This is a genomic window from Pseudoalteromonas sp. CO348, from assembly GCF_004208845.1.
GTDB lineage: Bacteria > Pseudomonadota > Gammaproteobacteria > Enterobacterales > Alteromonadaceae > Pseudoalteromonas > Pseudoalteromonas maricaloris.
Genome location: NZ_SGPI01000039.1, coordinates 64,828 through 81,918 on the forward strand (window position 1 = coordinate 64,828; position 17,091 = coordinate 81,918).

11 protein-coding genes are annotated in these 17,091 nt (G+C 42.9%); 5 read left to right on the top strand and 6 right to left on the bottom strand.

What is annotated here, in order from left to right:
• Window positions 1-17: 17 nt before the first annotated feature.
• Complete coding sequence (locus EXT48_RS20195; RefSeq protein ID WP_130165550.1) at window positions 18-2,999, bottom strand: immune inhibitor A domain-containing protein; 2,982 nt, start codon at window positions 2,997-2,999, stop codon at window positions 18-20.
• Between the two features lie 366 nt (window positions 3,000-3,365).
• On the opposite strand from EXT48_RS20195, the gene EXT48_RS20200 reads away from it, so the two are divergent.
• From EXT48_RS20200 to EXT48_RS20215, 4 genes are all read left to right on the top strand, one after another.
• Entirely contained in the window at window positions 3,366-5,087 is a 1,722-nt protein-coding gene (locus EXT48_RS20200; protein ID WP_010605491.1) for an acetolactate synthase 3 large subunit, read from the top strand.
• Window positions 5,087-5,584, top strand: a complete 498-nt coding sequence (ilvN, locus tag EXT48_RS20205) for an acetolactate synthase small subunit (RefSeq protein WP_010377111.1) — start codon at window positions 5,087-5,089, stop codon at window positions 5,582-5,584. Before EXT48_RS20200 ends, ilvN begins: the two co-directional genes overlap by 1 nt.
• Before the next feature lie 154 nt (window positions 5,585-5,738).
• Complete coding sequence (locus EXT48_RS20210; protein WP_010605492.1) at window positions 5,739-6,239, top strand: DUF4240 domain-containing protein; 501 nt, start codon at window positions 5,739-5,741, stop codon at window positions 6,237-6,239.
• Between the two features lie 203 nt (window positions 6,240-6,442).
• Window positions 6,443-7,669: an FG-GAP repeat protein gene (locus EXT48_RS20215; RefSeq protein WP_239359142.1), complete on the top strand. Its 1,227-nt coding sequence runs from the start codon at window positions 6,443-6,445 to the stop codon at window positions 7,667-7,669.
• Window positions 7,670-7,788: 119 nt separating this feature from the next.
• Here EXT48_RS20215 and EXT48_RS20220 read toward each other — a convergent pair whose 3' ends face one another.
• Both EXT48_RS20220 and EXT48_RS20225 read right to left on the bottom strand, forming a co-directional pair.
• On the bottom strand, window positions 7,789-8,247 hold the full coding sequence (locus EXT48_RS20220) for a hypothetical protein (protein WP_130165551.1): 459 nt from the start codon (window positions 8,245-8,247) through the stop codon (window positions 7,789-7,791).
• A gap of 160 nt (window positions 8,248-8,407) precedes the next feature.
• Entirely contained in the window at window positions 8,408-10,363 is a 1,956-nt protein-coding gene (locus EXT48_RS20225) for a methyl-accepting chemotaxis protein (protein ID WP_240703414.1), read from the bottom strand.
• Window positions 10,364-10,635: 272 nt separating this feature from the next.
• On the opposite strand from EXT48_RS20225, the gene EXT48_RS20230 reads away from it, so the two are divergent.
• Window positions 10,636-10,980 (top strand): hypothetical protein, encoded by a 345-nt coding sequence (locus tag EXT48_RS20230; RefSeq protein WP_010378719.1) that lies wholly within the window; start codon window positions 10,636-10,638, stop codon window positions 10,978-10,980.
• 33 nt (window positions 10,981-11,013) lie between these two features.
• Here the strand turns inward: EXT48_RS20230 and asd are convergent, their stop codons facing one another.
• From asd to EXT48_RS20245, 3 genes are all read right to left on the bottom strand, one after another.
• A complete protein-coding gene (gene asd, locus EXT48_RS20235; RefSeq protein ID WP_130165553.1) occupies window positions 11,014-12,129 on the bottom strand; it encodes an aspartate-semialdehyde dehydrogenase in 1,116 nt (371 codons plus the stop codon).
• Window positions 12,130-12,573: 444 nt separating this feature from the next.
• Entirely contained in the window at window positions 12,574-15,261 is a 2,688-nt protein-coding gene (locus tag EXT48_RS20240) for a TonB-dependent receptor (RefSeq protein WP_130165554.1), read from the bottom strand.
• A gap of 77 nt (window positions 15,262-15,338) precedes the next feature.
• On the bottom strand, window positions 15,339-16,997 hold the full coding sequence (locus EXT48_RS20245) for a hypothetical protein (RefSeq protein WP_130165555.1): 1,659 nt from the start codon (window positions 16,995-16,997) through the stop codon (window positions 15,339-15,341).
• Between the last annotated feature and the right edge of the window lie 94 nt (window positions 16,998-17,091).

A 17,091-nucleotide genomic window follows, 5' to 3' on the forward strand; every position in this document is an offset into this window, starting at 1 on the left:
AATCCTTGGGTGGTGCGTTAGCACCACCTTCTTCTTAATCCCACTAGTACTCCACCAATTAACGCAAACCATCCGATACTGCCGCCAGACGATCCGCTATCACCAGAGTCTATCGGCGTTGTTGGTGCCGTTACTGTGATCTCAACAGTACCTTTCGTGCTTTGTTCTGCACCATCCGATAGCGTTAACACGACATTATATGTACCCGCTTGAGCGTAACTATGCGTTGTAGTTAAACCAGAACCTTGTGTGCCATCACCGAAATCCCAATTAGCTTGATAGTTACCATCACCACCAACAGCAGTTGCGACAAAGCTTGCCTGTAAGTTAGATGTGGTCGCTGTGGCTTCAATGCTTAGAGGTACTACGACTGTCACTGAGGTTGATTTAGTTGCCGCTTCACCTCCGGCGTCTTTCACATTAAGCGTTACCGTGTATGTGCCGCTTAGCTCATAGATATGTTCAATTGAGTTTGATGTTGATGTTGATGTTGCTGTTGCTCCATCACCAAAGTTCCACTCAAGCTCATAAGGCGCTTTACCACCAATGATCTCGGCATTGAAGACAAAGCCTTGCCCTACTGCGGTCGCTTTGATATCACCGACTGTAAGCGGGATTGGCTCGACGTTGCCAACGCTAACATTTGAACTCAGCGCTGAAGTGCTACCGTCAGCTTTGGTTCGTGTGAACATTACCGTATAGTTGCCGATATCTTGATAGCTGTGAACAGGTGAAAGCGCGTTACTTGTTTGTCCATCACCAAAGTTCCACAAAAAGCTATCTGATTCGTTTAATGCCAAGCCTTTTACATTAAACTTAACGGTGTTTTGCGATTGTACTTGAGTGATTTTAGGGTCGCTTAGATAAATTACACCGACTTGCGCGCTGCTTGCATCTTCTTCTATGGTATTCAATCTAAGTTGAACACCAAAACCTGGCAAACTAACACCTGACTCTTTTTGGATGGAGAAGGTGTAATCCTGAGTATCATCAAACGTACTGATTGGCGTGAGATGTTGATCGCCAAGACCTGCTTTTTGAGTATCTAAACGCAGTGTTGCATCTTTGACTTGAATAATACTCGTTGCGGGTGTTGTGCCATCGGCTTTGAAAATTGGGTTTTGGTCTTGGTCAATCACCAACATATCGCCAGTACCGGGGTGTAACGAAGTGGAGTTATTGCTTTGCCCATCGTTGCTGTACCACATCAACACACCTGAATTGTAACCAGACAAAGATAAACCCGCATCTAACCCTCTAAATGAGCGTAAATGCGCGTAGTAAGCGTTACCAGATTTAGCTCTATAGCCGGAAATCTTACGAAAACCGTTGTAGACTAAGTCGTCTGTTGGCTCTGCGGTATTGGTATAAATTTGCGAACCATCCGCTGTCACCGCGATGTTATCGAGTAATACCCCTTTAAGGGTTTCAAAATCGTCAGTTTGATAAACGAATGTAACGGTGACAGTTTGTCCTCGGTACGCTGAGATATCAAAATCTAGCGTAATTGGGTTAGCCCCAAAAGCCGACGACTCGCCATCCATGTAATTAGTGACACTGGCATAATTTGGATGATTTGATTTTGTGGTATTGCCAGCAATTGGCTGTCCATTTACCGCCACTTGGAAAATATCGTAGTTAAGCTCGATACTATAATTTGCAAGCATGGATAATGAAATTTGGCTTGCGTTTGGTAAGCTTACGGTAAAACTTGCTTGGTTATTGAGTTTGTCGTCTTGTCCGGAGTAATAGTGATAATTTCCATCAAGTGGCGTTACGAATTCCTCTAGTTCTGCAGGCAGATTTATCTTTATTTGATTCGTAGTACCATTGTTCACCCCAATATCTGTGAGCGTTACCGTTTGTTCTGTGCTCAAATCATCAAATGTGTATTCGGTTTGGGTTAACCAATTTCCTGCATAATTTTGTTGTAAAAACTCAAGGCTTTTAGGGGAGAACTGGGTGGGCTGCGAGCCACTTAATTGACCTAAGTAACTGCCTGAAGACATGACTGACCAAAGCGCAACAGGTTCACCTATGTCATTGGAATTTAAATCGTATTCGTCCGGTAACCCAAGGTCATGACCAAACTCGTGGACAACCACACCGATTGCAGCATCAATAGGATTAATGGTGTAGTTATAAATCTTGTAGTTGGTATCTGGAATTGTCTTTGGCTGGTTGTTTTCGTCAAATACGAAGAAACGATGTGACCAAATTGCATCCGTATCTAATACGCCGCCACCTGCTTCTTGACCGATACTTGAATGAAATAACATGACATGGTCAATAATGCCGTCAGGCTCAAGGCGGTTGCCATCACCATCTATGTCATTCAAATCTGTTTTATCGTACTCAGATAAGTCGATATTAAATTGCGTTACAGCTTTGCTTACAGCTTCAAACACCAACTCTTCAGGTCTTAAGTCTCGGGTATCGCCTTCTTGTTCACCATAGTAGGCTGCATTTTGAGCGGCTCTTACCCAGCCAAATGCATTGCCAGATACCTTGAAACTGCCGCCTGAGGCCGCTTGATAAAACTGGGTAGCGGATTGCAATGATTCATTGTTAGGCCCGTTATAGCCACTATCTGAGTACAATAATGATTGGTAGTGAGACGCGGGATAGCTCGAGTAGTACATATCCGTATCACCTGGGTTTAGTCGGTTTTGGTCGTTAGGCAAATCCGGGAAATCGACCAGAATAGCAAGAATTTTCGCTTCATTAAGTGCTTGCACCGTGCCCACTGCAAATTGTTTGCCTAACTTAGTATTGCCAAGGTGCACATTTTTAATTGCATACGGTGTTTTTATTTGGCTGGCAATGGGCTTTGTTTTGGTGAATTGCTCAATTGCAATTTTCCGCTCGTATTCACTCAGTGTCCGGCCGAGCTTTTTCTCCTGCCAGTAGATAACCTGATCTTTGTAGAGCACCTGCGCTGACGCAGCACTTGATAGCAGCGTGACCGATGACAATATGCTTAGTTTAAAAATATTCATCTAAGAGACCCCAGTACAATTGAGCTTTAAGTTTAGCATTTTTATCGCTTTGTTCCCGTATAAGTGCTACTAAATAAAAAATCTAATTGGTGGTGAATTTTAAATTGAAATGTAATATTTCAACAATTGAAAGGTGGAAAGGTGGAATTTATATCTAATACTGTGTAGGCTAACTTTGACATCAACTTAAAGGCAAAATAATGACTAATTTCTTTCAACTAATCGTTCTCGTGGTGGTACTGGTCTCTTCATAGAGTTCAGCGGGGAGCTATTACTTGAAAGAAATACTCAAACCCCGCAACCAGCGGGGTTTTTTTTTGATTTTAGAAATATAACAGGCACGCACAGTCAACGAGGAATGAGGTAATGGCAGAGCAATACAACGGCTCCGAGCTAGTAGTAAAAGCATTGAGCGCATTAAAAGTAAAATACATATTTGGCTATCCCGGCGGATCGGTTCTTGATCTTTATGATGCCTTGTTTCAGCAATCAGATATTGAGCATATCTTGGTTAGACATGAGCAAGCAGCAACCCACATGGCAGACGGTTATGCCAGAGCAACGGGAGACGTCGGTGTCGTCCTTGCGACCAGTGGCCCTGGTGCCACTAACTGCATTACAGGGATCGCGACCGCTTATATGGATTCAATCCCAATGGTTGTACTCTCAGGGCAAGTACCTTCAAACCTAATCGGCGATGATGCGTTTCAAGAGACGGATATTGTTGGTTGCTCTCGCCCTATCGTTAAACACAGTTTTAACTGCCGCGACGCAACAAAAATCCCAGAAGTGTTAGCTAAGGCATTTTATCTAGCCAACTCTGGTAGACCGGGACCGGTTGTGGTTGAGCTGCCAAAAGATATTTTAAACCCTGCGCTTAAATTCGATTATCAGATGCCTGAACAGATTGATATGCGTACTTACAACCCGAGTGTAAAAGGGCATTCCAAGCAGATCCGCAAAGCGGTTGAAGCCATTATTGAAGCGAAGCGTTTGGTTATCTATTCTGGCGGCGGCATTATTCTTTCGAATACCTCGGAAAAACTAACTGAGCTGGTTGAGAAATTAAACGCGCCTATCACCAATACCCTAATGGGTCTTGGCGGGATCAGTGGCACACATCCTAACTTTATTGGCATGTTAGGGATGCACGGAAGTCTTGAAGCTAATAAGGCGATGGCGAATGCCGATGTTATCTTAGCGTTAGGGGCGCGTTTTGATGACCGTGTGACCAATAACGTTAAGAAGTTTTGTCCGGATGCCAAAATTGTTCACGTTGATGTGGATCCAACTTCAATTTCTAAGACCATTCAAGCGCATATTCCAGTTGTGGGCTGCTTAGATACAGTGATGGAGCAATTGCTACGCGGTATCGAAAAAAGCGAGAAGCGCATCGACCGCGCTGCACAAGAAGATTGGTGGCAAGCAATTACCACATGGCGCGCTCAGAAGTGTTTGTCGTTTACAGCGGGTGTTGAAAAAATCAAGCCGCAAACGGTTATCGAAAAGCTATACCAAATGACCAGCGGTGACGCGTATGTTTGCTCAGACGTAGGACAACACCAGATGTTTGCAGCGCAGTACTACCCGTTTAAATCACCTCGTCAATGGATCAATTCAGGCGGTCTTGGCACCATGGGATTTGGTTTACCCGCTGCGATGGGAGTAAAAATGGCATTTCCGCAAAGTGAAGTATTGTGCGTAACTGGGGATGGCTCTATCCAAATGAATATTCAGGAACTTTCAACCTGTTTGCAATACGGCCTTGCTGTCAAGGTCATCTCGTTAAACAACCGCTCGCTTGGTATGGTACGCCAATGGCAAGACATGATGTATGAGGGACGTCACGCGAGCTCTTATATGGAGTCCCTGCCTGATTTTGTTGCGCTTGCCGAGAGTTATGGTCATATCGGTATTCGGGTTGATAAGCCTGAGCAACTTGATGCGGCGCTGGAAAAAGCAATGTCGATTAAAGACCGACTTGTATTTTTAGATATTTTGGTCGATGAGTCTGAACATGTGTATCCAATGCAAATTAAGCAAGGTGCGATAGACGAGATGTGGTTGAAAAAAGGAGTAAAAGCATAATGAGAAGAATACTATCGATTTTATTAGAGAATGAACCTGGCTCCCTTTCTCGTATTGTGGGTTTATTTTCTCAACGTGCGTACAACATTGACAGCTTAACAGTGGGTACAACCGCAGACAAAACGCTATCTCGTATCACCATCACGACCCAAGGCGATGACCGCATTGTTGAACAAATCACCAAGCAAGTTAACAAGTTGGTGGATGTGCTTAAGGTTATAGATTTAACTGATATGCAGCACATTGAAAGAGAGCTGCTACTGGTAAAAGTCTATGCCAGAGATGAAGTAACACGAGCCGCTATCAATCGTGTTGCTGAGGTGTTCCAAGCCAGCATTATAGATATGGGCAAGCAAAGTTATATATTACAGATGGTAAGCTCAGCCGACCGTCTTGAGTCTTTCTTGGATTTATTACGTCACGAAAGCGACATTATTGAACTTGTGCGTTCTGGCGCGGTAGGTATTGGCCGTGGTGACAAAGCACTGAAAGGATAAAACCACTTACCTTTTAGCTGTCACTGTTATCTTTTGGGCGGGTGAGTACATTGTATTACGTACAACCCGCTGCAGTTATTTTGCATGGCGGCTTCGATTTACTCTCATTAGGTTACTGGCTATAATCTCGTTTTTATCAAGTTAGATTACGCACATGGAACTCGAACGCTTCTGGCAGCTTGTCACCGCCCCCGATCATTCAAACGATAATGACTATTTAAAAACGCGTTTATCACCTTTAAGTTCAGAAGAAATTGCTCAGTTCGATGCATTATATACCAAAGAACTCAGAGCACTGTGGCATTGGGATAACTGGAAAGTGGCCTACGTGATTGCTGGCTGTAATAGCGAATATGATTTCTTAGATTTTTGTAATTGGATCATCAGTCGCGGCCCTGAAGCGGTAAGCGTACTCACTGCGGAACCAGACGAATTAGCTAATAAGTTTGCTATTCCGAATAAAGATGACCTGCCCTACCCATTTATTGACGAATTAGATTTAGTTGCAGGGTTGCTTTTTGAAGAAAAAAACCAAGACGAACTTCCGTATCACAGTGTCGTGAACTTTCCGCCGCAAGGTAAAAAGTTTAAAAATAAACCAAAACAGTTAAAGGCTGAATTACCTCAACTGTTTGGCCAATATTGGCTCGGATAAGGTTTAGTTTATTGTTTTATATGATGGGTTTTGGTTGTTCTTGAGTTAGACGCTGAAACTCATTATTACCATCACAAAATGTCACTGCTCCAGACGCTTATCAATCCTTCTCGCCAACAAAAAAACTTAAGAACACAACCTCTTGTTAAGTCGTAAGCAGTGGAATACTATGTTTATTCCCTATATCGAAAACAAAAAGAATAATGATGAAAGCCCCCTCTATTTTAAAATACTTCCCTAGTTTGGCGTTAGTGATAGCCTGTCAAAGTATGGCTGTGCAACAAAAATTGGTAGCCGATGATGGTAAAGCAGAAGATCAGTTTGGTTATAGCGTAGCGATAGACGGCACAACTGCATTAGTTGGTGCCCATAAAGTGGATGCAAATACGAGTCAGGATACTGGTGCGGCTTACCTATACACGCTAGGTGCGTCTGGCTGGCAGCAACAAGCAAAGCTCATCGCGCAGTCTGCCAATGCGGGCGACACGCTTGGCGGCAATGTTGCCCTTAAGAATAATATTGCCATGCTTGGTGCTATAAATCGGGACGATAAAGGAGAAAATGCCGGTGCGGTGTTTGCCTTTGAGCGTACAGAAAATAGCTGGGTACAAAAACAAATTTTAACCGCCAACGATGCAAAAGCGGGTGATGCCTTTGGACAAAGCATTGCCCTCACCGAGCAATTTTTAGTGATCGGTGCACCACACAGCGATGCGCCACACAAAGACTCAGGCTCAGCGTATGTATACGTGAGAGAAAACAATAGCTGGCATTTTCAGTCAAAGTTGACGGCAAGGGATGGCGCTGATGGGGACTTATTCGGAATTAGCGTAGCAATAGATGGCGATACCATTTTAGTCGGCGCAGATTTAAATGATGAAAAAGCAGAAAAAGCCGGTGCTGTTTATGTGTATCAATTCGATGGTAAAAAGTGGAATTCGCAAGCAAAACTGATGGCAAATGATGGTGGGAACACTGATATTTTTGGTGTTCGCGTGGCTATTTTTGGAGATACAGCCCTTATTTCAGCCAGAAGAGATGATATCGATGGGATAGGTAAAGACGCCGGCTCTGCATATCTGTTTGAGAGAACAAATTATAAATGGACACAAACTCAAAAATTAGTGGCTCCAGATGCCAAAGCGGATGATAGATTTGCACGCGGTGTTGCGTTAAGTAAGGACATGGCGTTTATCACCGCCATGCACCATGATGAAAAAGGTAATAACGCGGGGGCACTTTATCTATACAAAAAACAACAAGGCCAATGGCAATATGCGTCTAAGGTATTTGCCAATGATGCAGCGCCAGAAGATAGGTTTGGTTGGAATATTGCGGTTTCAAATAACACCGCCATCATCGCAACTCCCCACCGCGATGACAAAGGAGAAGGCTCAGGTGCCGCCTATATTCTGGATTTGGTGGAATAATAGCGATTGGTAATGTCTGAGCTTGGCTCGTTAAGCTCAGACTTTGGCTGTCCCTCTGACTGGGCTTTGTTAGCTTTCTGTAATATGAAGGCTATTGAGAGCGACTTTTTATTGCCTTATTAACCATTTTGATTAGCGCGACGCATATTGAATAGCATTTTTTCATTAACCTTTGTGCGTGTTTGGAGCTGTTTCACTGATAGTTTTCTCTTTCGCATAGTATCAATGGAAAATTTGTACTCCCAATCATTAATCCAGCCGTTTCTATACGCGTGGTCTACAGCTTCTGCATTGAGTGATTTTTCATTATTTTTTCGCACACGCTTAACTGCTTGGAAGATTTTATCTGAAGGAAGACCTATGAACTTTTTAACACAGCAGTTTCCAACGGTAGCTCTGTGATGATTATGCTTATTTTGTAATATACATATTTCAATGATTGGGAAGTGTCCACACAGACAGCGCTCAGGCTCATCTGCTTCATATATTTGAGCCAGCGACCACTCGAGCTTCGCGACATCCCAAACCGCAGACGCTGATAGGTCTATGATTTCTCTCGTAAGCTTATACTCTGACATATCTCTACCTAATAGTTAACATTCTAGTATTTATACGACGCGTAATTTGTGTTGCATCATCGCTTGTTGGACTCAGCTGCTACATGCTTGGTGTGTCAGAATAGATCTCCAAAACTCTTGGATAATCGTTCTCGCTGAACTCTCGAATATTCATAGGGTGCTAGCTCTTATCAATTTTAAATATATCCATTGTGCGTTGTAGCGTATCGCTATTCAGTTTCATATCTTTAAACAATTCATTTAACGCTTTCGATGTATCTAATTCATGGTTTGCGGCTTCAAGCACTGCGGCGGTGTTTTGTGATATATCGGCGGCGACTTCTGATTGTTCGCAGGCTGCGGTGGCAACTGAGGTCGTTAGCTTTTCAACATGCGAACTGTGTTCGTTTACTCTGAGCGATACTTTTCGCGTTTCTTCTACTTCGTTCATGGTATTTTGTGTGAGCAGTGTGTTTTCTCTGATTGATTTAACAACGCTTTGGCTTATTTCTGACAAGCTAAGTAACAGTGTGGAAATTTGCTCTGAAGATTGTTTACTGTTGTTTGCAAGTCCACGCACTTCATCGGCTACAACTGCAAAGCCACGACCGTGCTCGCCTGCGCGGGCTGCTTCTATTGCGGCATTGAGTGCAAGCAAGTTAGTTTGCTCAGCAACACTGCGAATTGAGTCCAAGATAGTATTTATCTCAGAAACCTGCTTTTCCATACTCGCGGCCATCTCGTCGACGGTGTTCATACTCGTCGAGAGGGTTTTCATGGTGTCTAAGTTCTTTTGGTTGTCTGCAAGTAACTGCTGTGATTCGATGTTAAGTTGGTCGCTGGCATCCAGTGTATCTTGCGCGAGTTTTGCAATTTCTTGGCTGGTTGCGGCCATTTCTTCTATAGCAACCGCAATGGAAGATGCCATGCCTTGGGTTTTTTGTGCATCCTCATTGACGTTAGAGGCTGCTAAATGCATTTTTTCGCCAAGCCTTGTACCTACCTGTACCGACTTGGCTAAGCCAACCATTAAATCTTTAAACGCATAAATTGTATTGTAAATTGACTCGGAGATTTGCCCAAGCTCATCGCGAGTGTTTAAGCGCATATCTAAAGTTAAGTCGCCCTCTTCAGCTACGCGTTTTAATATGCTCGTTAATTGTGAAAGCTCTGAGCGTAATGAGCGAATGAGGTGAAAGTTGACGAGCGCGATAAAGCTGAGAACGATGACAAAAAGCACAAACATTAAGATACTTTCAAATGCGATATCTGATTTGTGCTTTTGGCTATCTTTAATTGTCATTTCCCATACGGAATCGAGTTTGGTCTTGAACTTACCAATTAGACTTGTCGCAGCAGAAAACCACTCGGCACTTGAAGGTAAGCGACTAAAGTCAACTTGCCCTTGGCTTTCAAGAGTATCAAGAATTTGATTGAATGCTTTTGCCTCGCTTGAAGATAAAATAGTTTGTACGTTGCTTTGGCCTGTACCTTCGAGTGCGGTTTCTAATTGATGTAATGACATCTCTAGCTGTTGGCGATAGTACTTGATATCGTCTTTGAGGGTGTCTGACATTGCTTTTTTCGCAAGCACGCCATTCACTTTGCCACGGATCTGTCCAAGGCGCTCTTTACTTTGGGCAATAAGGAAAGCAATAGAAAGTTCAGAAGATAGGGTTCTATCTGATACGTAGGCTTGAATTTTTGCTGCTGTGTTTAATGAAACTTGATTAAGTTTGCTGTAGTAAGCAAAGGCATTACTGCTATTCTTCCTGTCGACCTCACCTCTTACGCGGTTCTTATTGGCTTCCACTTCAAAAATATAAGGTAACCATTTTTGCACATTTTTATCTTTAAGAAACAGTGAAGAGTGAATACTCTTAAGCGTTGATATTGTTTGGTCGGCAATTTCACGTTGCTCGTCGACCTTTCGTTTATTATCACTACTTGGATTACCAAGGAACCCTGCCGTTAAGCCGCGCTCTACCGCATGATGATGCGCTACTTTCTCAATGGCATCGAGCAAAACGACATAGTTGATATCTTGATCGGCCGCATTGTACTGTCTCCAGTTATTCAAAACGTTTTTGCCAACTAAAAATAGTAATAATGCAAGCAGTGAGAAAGAACTAATCATCGTGAGCTGCATAATCGAAAATTTTTTCAAAATACCCATTCGTCTCTCCGTAGCGCGAGCGTAGATTATTGTTTAATCAAGGTAACTATAGTCCAACAAAATTAAGGTGAGATATTTTGTAACAAACATCGTGATAGATTTAGCGTTTTGAGGCAGTAAGGATATGATAAATGTTACTTGAAGTAATTTTTCTGAAAACAAATGGTAATGCAGTGTTGCTACCTTCTTGTTGCTAATAATGGTATTGGCGTCAAAATTAAATAGAGGAATGTATGAAAGGATTTATCAAACTAATGTTAGTGAGCCTTGCGCTTATCTCATTAAAGTCATATGCAGTCGTATTTACGTGTAAAGGGATCGTGTACGACCTTTACTCAAAAGGTGACAATCGTTATGAAGTAAGGTTTGAGCGTGAGTCTGGTTTCGACCTTGAGCCTGTTGTTATCTATCCAGAACAGCACTACCTTTTGGCTCCGGTTTTAGATGCTATCCGTGAAGGTGAAAAATACCGCACTGTATATCGCTTAGTTATTGAAAATAGAGATAGCGGTGATACTCGATGCCACGATGGTGAGAGTGAAAATGCCTTAATCGGTCTTACAAAAGTCATCGATTAAAAAAACAAAAGGCGCCAACGGCGCCTTTAGAAATTAACCTGTAATGATCCTTAACATTCTACGAAGTGGCTCTGCCGCCCCCCATAAAAGTTGATCACCAACAGTAAATGCACTGATATATTTTTCACCCATTGTGAGCTTTCTTATCCTGCCTACAGGAATACTCAGTGTGCCAGTAACATTTACAGGAGTTAGCTCTTTTGCCGTAATATCACGCTCATTTGGAATAACGCGCACCCATTCATTATGTGCCGCTAGAATTTCCTCTATTTCTTCGACGCTTCGATTTTCTCGTAACTTGATGGTGAGTGCTTGTGAATGACAGCGCATCGCGCCAATTCGTACACACAATCCGTCGATAGGAATAGGCTGCTTTGACGAGCCAAGGATTTTGTTTGCTTCTACTTGTGCTTTCCACTCTTCTTTACTTTGACCAGACGGCATTGGAACATCAATCCACGGAATTAAGCTGCCGGCCAACGGCACACCAAATTGATCTTGTGGTAAAGATTCATCTTTGATTTTTTCTGCCACTAGCTTATCGATCTCTAGGATGGCTGAACTTGGGTCGTTAAGTTGTGCTTTAACCGAGCTGTGGATCTCACCCATTTGAGTGATGAGTTCACGCATATTTCTTGCGCCTGCTCCGGATGCCGCTTGATAGGTCATTGGGCTCACCCACTCTATTAAGTCTTGCTCGAATAAACCACCAAGCGCAAGTAGCATAAGAGAAACCGTGCAATTACCACCGACAAAGGTTTTTACACCTTGTTCAAGACCTTGTTGAATGACATCTTTGTTGACAGGGTCAAGCACAATAATACTGTCTTTTTCCATTCTCAGTGCTGAGGCTGCATCTATCCAATAGCCTTCCCAGCCCTGTTCACGCAATGAAGGATATACAGATTTGGTATAATCTCCGCCTTGGCAGGAGATGATAATATCCATTTCGCTAAGCGATTGAATATCGCTTGCGTCTTGAAGCGGCTTTGGCTCACCACCGCCTTTAACAACGGGGCCGAGTTGACCTGCTTGTGAGGTAGTAAAGAAGTGTGGATCAATGACATCAAAGTCATTTTCTTGCTGCATACGCTCCATTAGCACGGAGCCAACCATTCCACGCCAGCCGACGAGTCCTACTTTTTTCATGTTATGTGCCTTAATTCTTGATTATACGGATCATTGCGTGAGTCGTATGTCTAGATGGCTACCATAGCAAAAGAAGACGCGGTGGACTAGCCAGAAATTAGGAATTTAATAAATAAAAAACCCCGCATGGCGGGGTTTGGATACAACATGTAAAGGTTGTCCTAATTAAACGCATTTGCGTCAACAAGAACTCGGTACGAAACGAGCTATGGTTTTGTTTTTAAAGCTCTTAAATAATGTTACTGGTTAAATATGACAAGTATATTAACAACCTAGTAACCTACTGAAGTATTTGGATATATTTTTATATATAGACCAACTATACACAAAGTTACAGAACTTAGTCCATGAAATAATGAATTAGTGGGAAAAAATATCTCGAAGATTGATAAAGATCAAAAAAGCCAAGGCTGACCTTGGCTTTGGTTAAAGCTTAGTTGTTCTTTAGAACTCGTAGCTGTAGCTCAGGCTAACAGAGGTACCGACATCTTTTTGTCGAACCACTACGTCAGATTGAGTTACTTCTTGATCTTCATTTAGCAAGTTCTTGACTTTAAATTTAACTTTAGAGTTAAAGTCAGGATACCAAGTATATACTAGGTCAAGTGAGTGGAATGGTTGCTCATAAGCATCATCTCTACCGCCGATCCCTGAAGCCAAAATACGCTCACCAAAGACGTTATACACTAATGAACCACTGTGTTGACCATCAGCCGAGTCATAGTTCAATTGCATATTAACTACATACTCTGAGTGACCCGTCATACGCTTCGTTGGGTTGGTTAAGTTACCAGCACGAGCAGGATCTATCGATACTTCAGAATCACTCAGGGTGATGTTACCTGACGTAAAGAAGCCACTCGCAAGGCCCGATAAGTCGTATAACCATTCGGCTTCGATACCGTATACTTCACCTTCCTCACCGTTCACGAAGGTTGCTGTATAGTCTTCATCACCAACGCGCAAGATAGTTTCTATTGGCGCCGTAATATCTTTATAGAATGCCGCAACTGAGAAGTTATCGCCATTATCCATATAGTATTCAAAGCGCGCGTCATAGTTTTTCAGGTCGCTACTCTTAAGGCCAGCTACACCGAAGGTGCGAATATCGGTTAATGGATCATAGTAGGCAACCGGTACTAACTCACGTAAGTCTGGACGTACAGTGGTTTCACCATAACCAAAACGTACTTGATAGTTACCGTCTGACAGATACGTTAGCGATAGTGCGTTAAAGAAGTTATCTTCGTTAACAGTACCGGCTAAAATACGCTCCTCGTCGTAAATCGTTTCCATCGTTACGCGGTCGAAGATTAGACTCGATGTTGCAAGTGACACTTGTTTAAAGTCTTCGTAACGAATACCACCACTAATACGCCAGGTATTGTCGAAGAAGATATCAAATTCACCATAGCCCGCATCAATCTTTTGAGCTGCGATATAATCGTCTGCTGCTGGTGCCTGAGGTTCGTTGAAGGTCAACAAGAAAGTGTTGTTGTTCAAAAACTCATCGTCAAGATAACCCGATAATCCATAGATCTCAGATTCATCAAAGTTTACTGGGATGGATATGCCACTTTTGTTATTTACAACGAAGTTACTGGTATTGTAGACACGCGCTCTATCCATAAAGTCGTAACCACCTTTAAGGGTAATTTCTATGCCCTCGAAGGTTAACGGTAAGGTGACATTACCGCTGTAAGACTTAACGTTGTCTTCCATGTCTGTAAAAGCGTACGTTATACGGTTATCATCACCGGTAACGATAGAGTTTTTATAAGAACCGTCTTCGTTATAGTTATCAATAAACTTAAAGTCGATTTCTGTTGGAATATCGGTTTGCGCTTTTGACTCTGTATACTGCCAGTCAAAGCCTATCCCCCAGTAATCGAGGAACGTGTGTTGACCAATCACTTGGTCGATATCCAAAGTGCGCTCTTCGTAATCAAACTGATGTGAACGCTGTGCCGCGCCTGTTCCCGCGATAGTTCTAACTGTACTACCGTTAGGACTTTGTAACACGGAAAATTCTGATTCGGTCTCGTTATCTTCGAGATAAATCTTAGAATAAGTAATGCTATGCTGATCTAAGCGGTAACCGATATTGAATACACCATTTAGGCGTTCAGTCTCAGTCGTTACTTTAGATTCTTTAAGTGTCACATAACAGGAATTGGCTGTGTCTTCTGCGGTTTCTAGTTTTGAAGTACAGTTCTCAGCTAATGTGTCGTCAATAACGCCCGTCGTGCGGTCGCTATAATTCCAATCGTTGTCATAGGAACCCGCAAGCATAAAGCCTACCGTGCCGCCTAACCAATCTTCTTGGAAACTATTGCCAATGTTGGCTTTTACATCAAAGTTTGGATCTAGGGACTCTTCTTTGACTTGAATATCGCGAGGAAGTGATGACACAAAACCTTTGATCACGTCAATTGCTTGATCCGCACGTGTTAGTCCGTCTTTATCTTTGAACCCGTTTTTGTCTACAACTTCACCGATGTCAAAGTTACCACGATATCTTACAACTGCATCTTGTAGTACTTGAGGTATACCTTCCGCGGTTCCGCTGTAGGTAAAGCCTTTATCAGAATTAAAGTTTTGGCCAATACCTACCTCAATACCTGCGGTGAACTCCGATGGTACAGACTTAGTACGGATATCGATGTTACCACCACCGAATGCAGCAGGCATTGACGGAGAATAAGCTTTTTGCACCGCTAGACTTTCAATAATGCTTGCTGGAAAAATATCGAGTGGAATAACGTTTCGGGTTAAGTCCGGGCTCGGTACTGCGGCACCATTCAGGCGAGCACTTGAGTAACGCTCACCTAGGCCACGAACATAGATAAACTTGCCGTCAACTAACGTAAGGCCGGTAACACGACGTAGCGCGGATGCTGCATCACTATCACCTGTTCTAGATAACTGCTCTGCACCTAAGATATCCGCAACGAAGGCTTGGTTTTTACGTTCTTCAATTACCGCCGCAGCACTACCTTGCAAACGAGTACCTACCGCAACAACTTCTTCGATTGCCTGTTCTTCTTCTGCAACGCTTGGTAGAGAAGTTGCGACTGTGAGTGCCGTACTGATGGCTAAAGCAACTTTTTTAAATTTCATTTGAGTATCCATATGCAATCCTGCCAAAAATCATAAAAAAGGCGCAATGACTGCGCCTTAATTGTAATAACTAAGGTCATTACGGATAATTAGTCAGCGTTTGAAGCCTCAATTGCTTTCTTAACCCACTGATACCATTCAGAAGATGTATCTTTATCAGATACCGCACCAATGTAATCAACAGTCGTGAAGAAGTTATCATTTAGGCTGCTTAGGTCGTTTGCTTCAACAGTGATAGCGGTAGAGCTTGAATTTGTTGAGAAGCCGTCTGCTGCAAGTACGTCAGCTGCACCGTTTAGAATTTGGTTAGAACCTGCGTTAACAAACCAGTCTTCTTTACCTTCACCTGCAGGTAATGGGTCAGAACCATTTTTAAAGTTTGCTGCACAAGCAAGTACAGAGCTTACATAGTTAAGCGTATCGGCTTCAGCGTTTGCCGCTGCATCTGGGTCTTTGAATTCTAGACATTCAGTGCCATTCGAAGCTGATGATTTAACTACTAACGCGTTGTAATACATACCACGGATTGCATCGTCAAACTTCATGCCTTGTGATTCGTCATCATCACGGATAGAGTTACCATCAGTCGTTATCACAGTTACGTTTGCGAAATTAAGCGTAGATGCTGGCGCTTGGCTATAATCAGGGCCTGCTGCTTTTTCACCATCGGTTTCAAAACCGTTGTTACCCATGAAGCCTTCTGTGCCTGCAGGGATTAGTACCGCGTCGCCGTTATCATCAGCATAAGTAACGTCACGCTTTGTTTGAATCGTACCGTGTTTAACAATAATGAACTGACCTTTACCCTGCCAGCCCGCATCAACGTCGATACCATCATCTTGAGTATCTGTTACTACGATATTTTTGATGTTTGCAGCACCACCGAAGAATTCGATACCATCGTCAAAACCTTGGTGAATGTGAAGGAATTCGAAGCTTGAACCAGAACCCACAGCATTCAGTGTTAGTGAGTTTAAGTCGTCCCCAGGGCCGCCATCACGAGGACCAGAACCTGCATACCAAATGTGTGCATATTTGATTTGACCGCTGCTATCTGCGTTGTTTTTACCGCCATAGTAGCTTGTTACACCTTCAGAATCTGCATTACAAAGGTCGCCATCACGCTCTGCATCAGTACATTCGTTTGTGATACCAAAACCGTTAACCATGATACCACCCCAGTCAGCAAACTGTGGACCGATACCTGCTAGGTTAAATGCGTCAAATTCCGCTGCTGAAGTGAAACGAATTGGCTCAGCTGCAGTACCAACTGCGTTGATTTTCGCACCACGCGCGATACGAACCACTGACTCACCAGAAGTGAATGCCATTACTGCACCTGGCTCTACAGTTAGTGTTGGGCCGTTCGCCTCGATTGTACAACCTGTTGAAGTGTTACAATCTTTACCGATTAAAAGTGCACCTTTAAATACGTGAGCGCCACCATTCTCAAGCTTTTTGAATGTCACATCAGCTTGTACTTCTAGCGATTTAGAAGCAAAGTTAGTACCGTATACACAGTGTGGTGCTTGGAACGTACCTTGAACTTCAGTGCTTCCTACAGCGCGAGTTGTACAAGGGTTTTCTACAACTGGATCTGGAGTTTCACCGCCATTGTTTGTCGTATTGTTTGAATTGTTAGTGCTGTTATCGTTTACAGTAGGTGTAACTTCGATGTCACCACCACAACCAGTAAGTGCCATAGCGGCGACGATTGCAGAGACTCTGAAGAGGTTTTTTAGTTCCATTGCTAACTCCAATAGTAGACTTTTAAAAAATTATTTTTTTACTGTGTTTAAATGATGTGACTAAATTAATGGGGTTTTATTACACGAAGATTAC

Bases quoted from the DNA above. Each gene is read 5' to 3' on its own strand.
- EXT48_RS20195 (WP_130165550.1), bottom strand. From the start codon at position 2,999: ATGAATATTTTTAAACTAAGCATATTGTCATCGGTCACGCTGCTATCA.
- EXT48_RS20200 (WP_010605491.1), top strand. From the start codon at position 3,366: ATGGCAGAGCAATACAACGGCTCCGAGCTAGTAGTAAAAGCATTGAGC.
- ilvN (WP_010377111.1), top strand. From the start codon at position 5,087: ATGAGAAGAATACTATCGATTTTATTAGAGAATGAACCTGGCTCCCTT.
- EXT48_RS20210 (WP_010605492.1), top strand. From the start codon at position 5,739: ATGGAACTCGAACGCTTCTGGCAGCTTGTCACCGCCCCCGATCATTCA.
- EXT48_RS20215 (WP_239359142.1), top strand. From the start codon at position 6,443: ATGATGAAAGCCCCCTCTATTTTAAAATACTTCCCTAGTTTGGCGTTA.
- EXT48_RS20220 (WP_130165551.1), bottom strand. From the start codon at position 8,247: ATGTCAGAGTATAAGCTTACGAGAGAAATCATAGACCTATCAGCGTCT.
- EXT48_RS20225 (WP_240703414.1), bottom strand. From the start codon at position 10,363: ATGATTAGTTCTTTCTCACTGCTTGCATTATTACTATTTTTAGTTGGC.
- EXT48_RS20230 (WP_010378719.1), top strand. From the start codon at position 10,636: ATGAAAGGATTTATCAAACTAATGTTAGTGAGCCTTGCGCTTATCTCA.
- asd (WP_130165553.1), bottom strand. From the start codon at position 12,129: ATGAAAAAAGTAGGACTCGTCGGCTGGCGTGGAATGGTTGGCTCCGTG.
- EXT48_RS20240 (WP_130165554.1), bottom strand. From the start codon at position 15,261: ATGGATACTCAAATGAAATTTAAAAAAGTTGCTTTAGCCATCAGTACG.
- EXT48_RS20245 (WP_130165555.1), bottom strand. From the start codon at position 16,997: ATGGAACTAAAAAACCTCTTCAGAGTCTCTGCAATCGTCGCCGCTATG.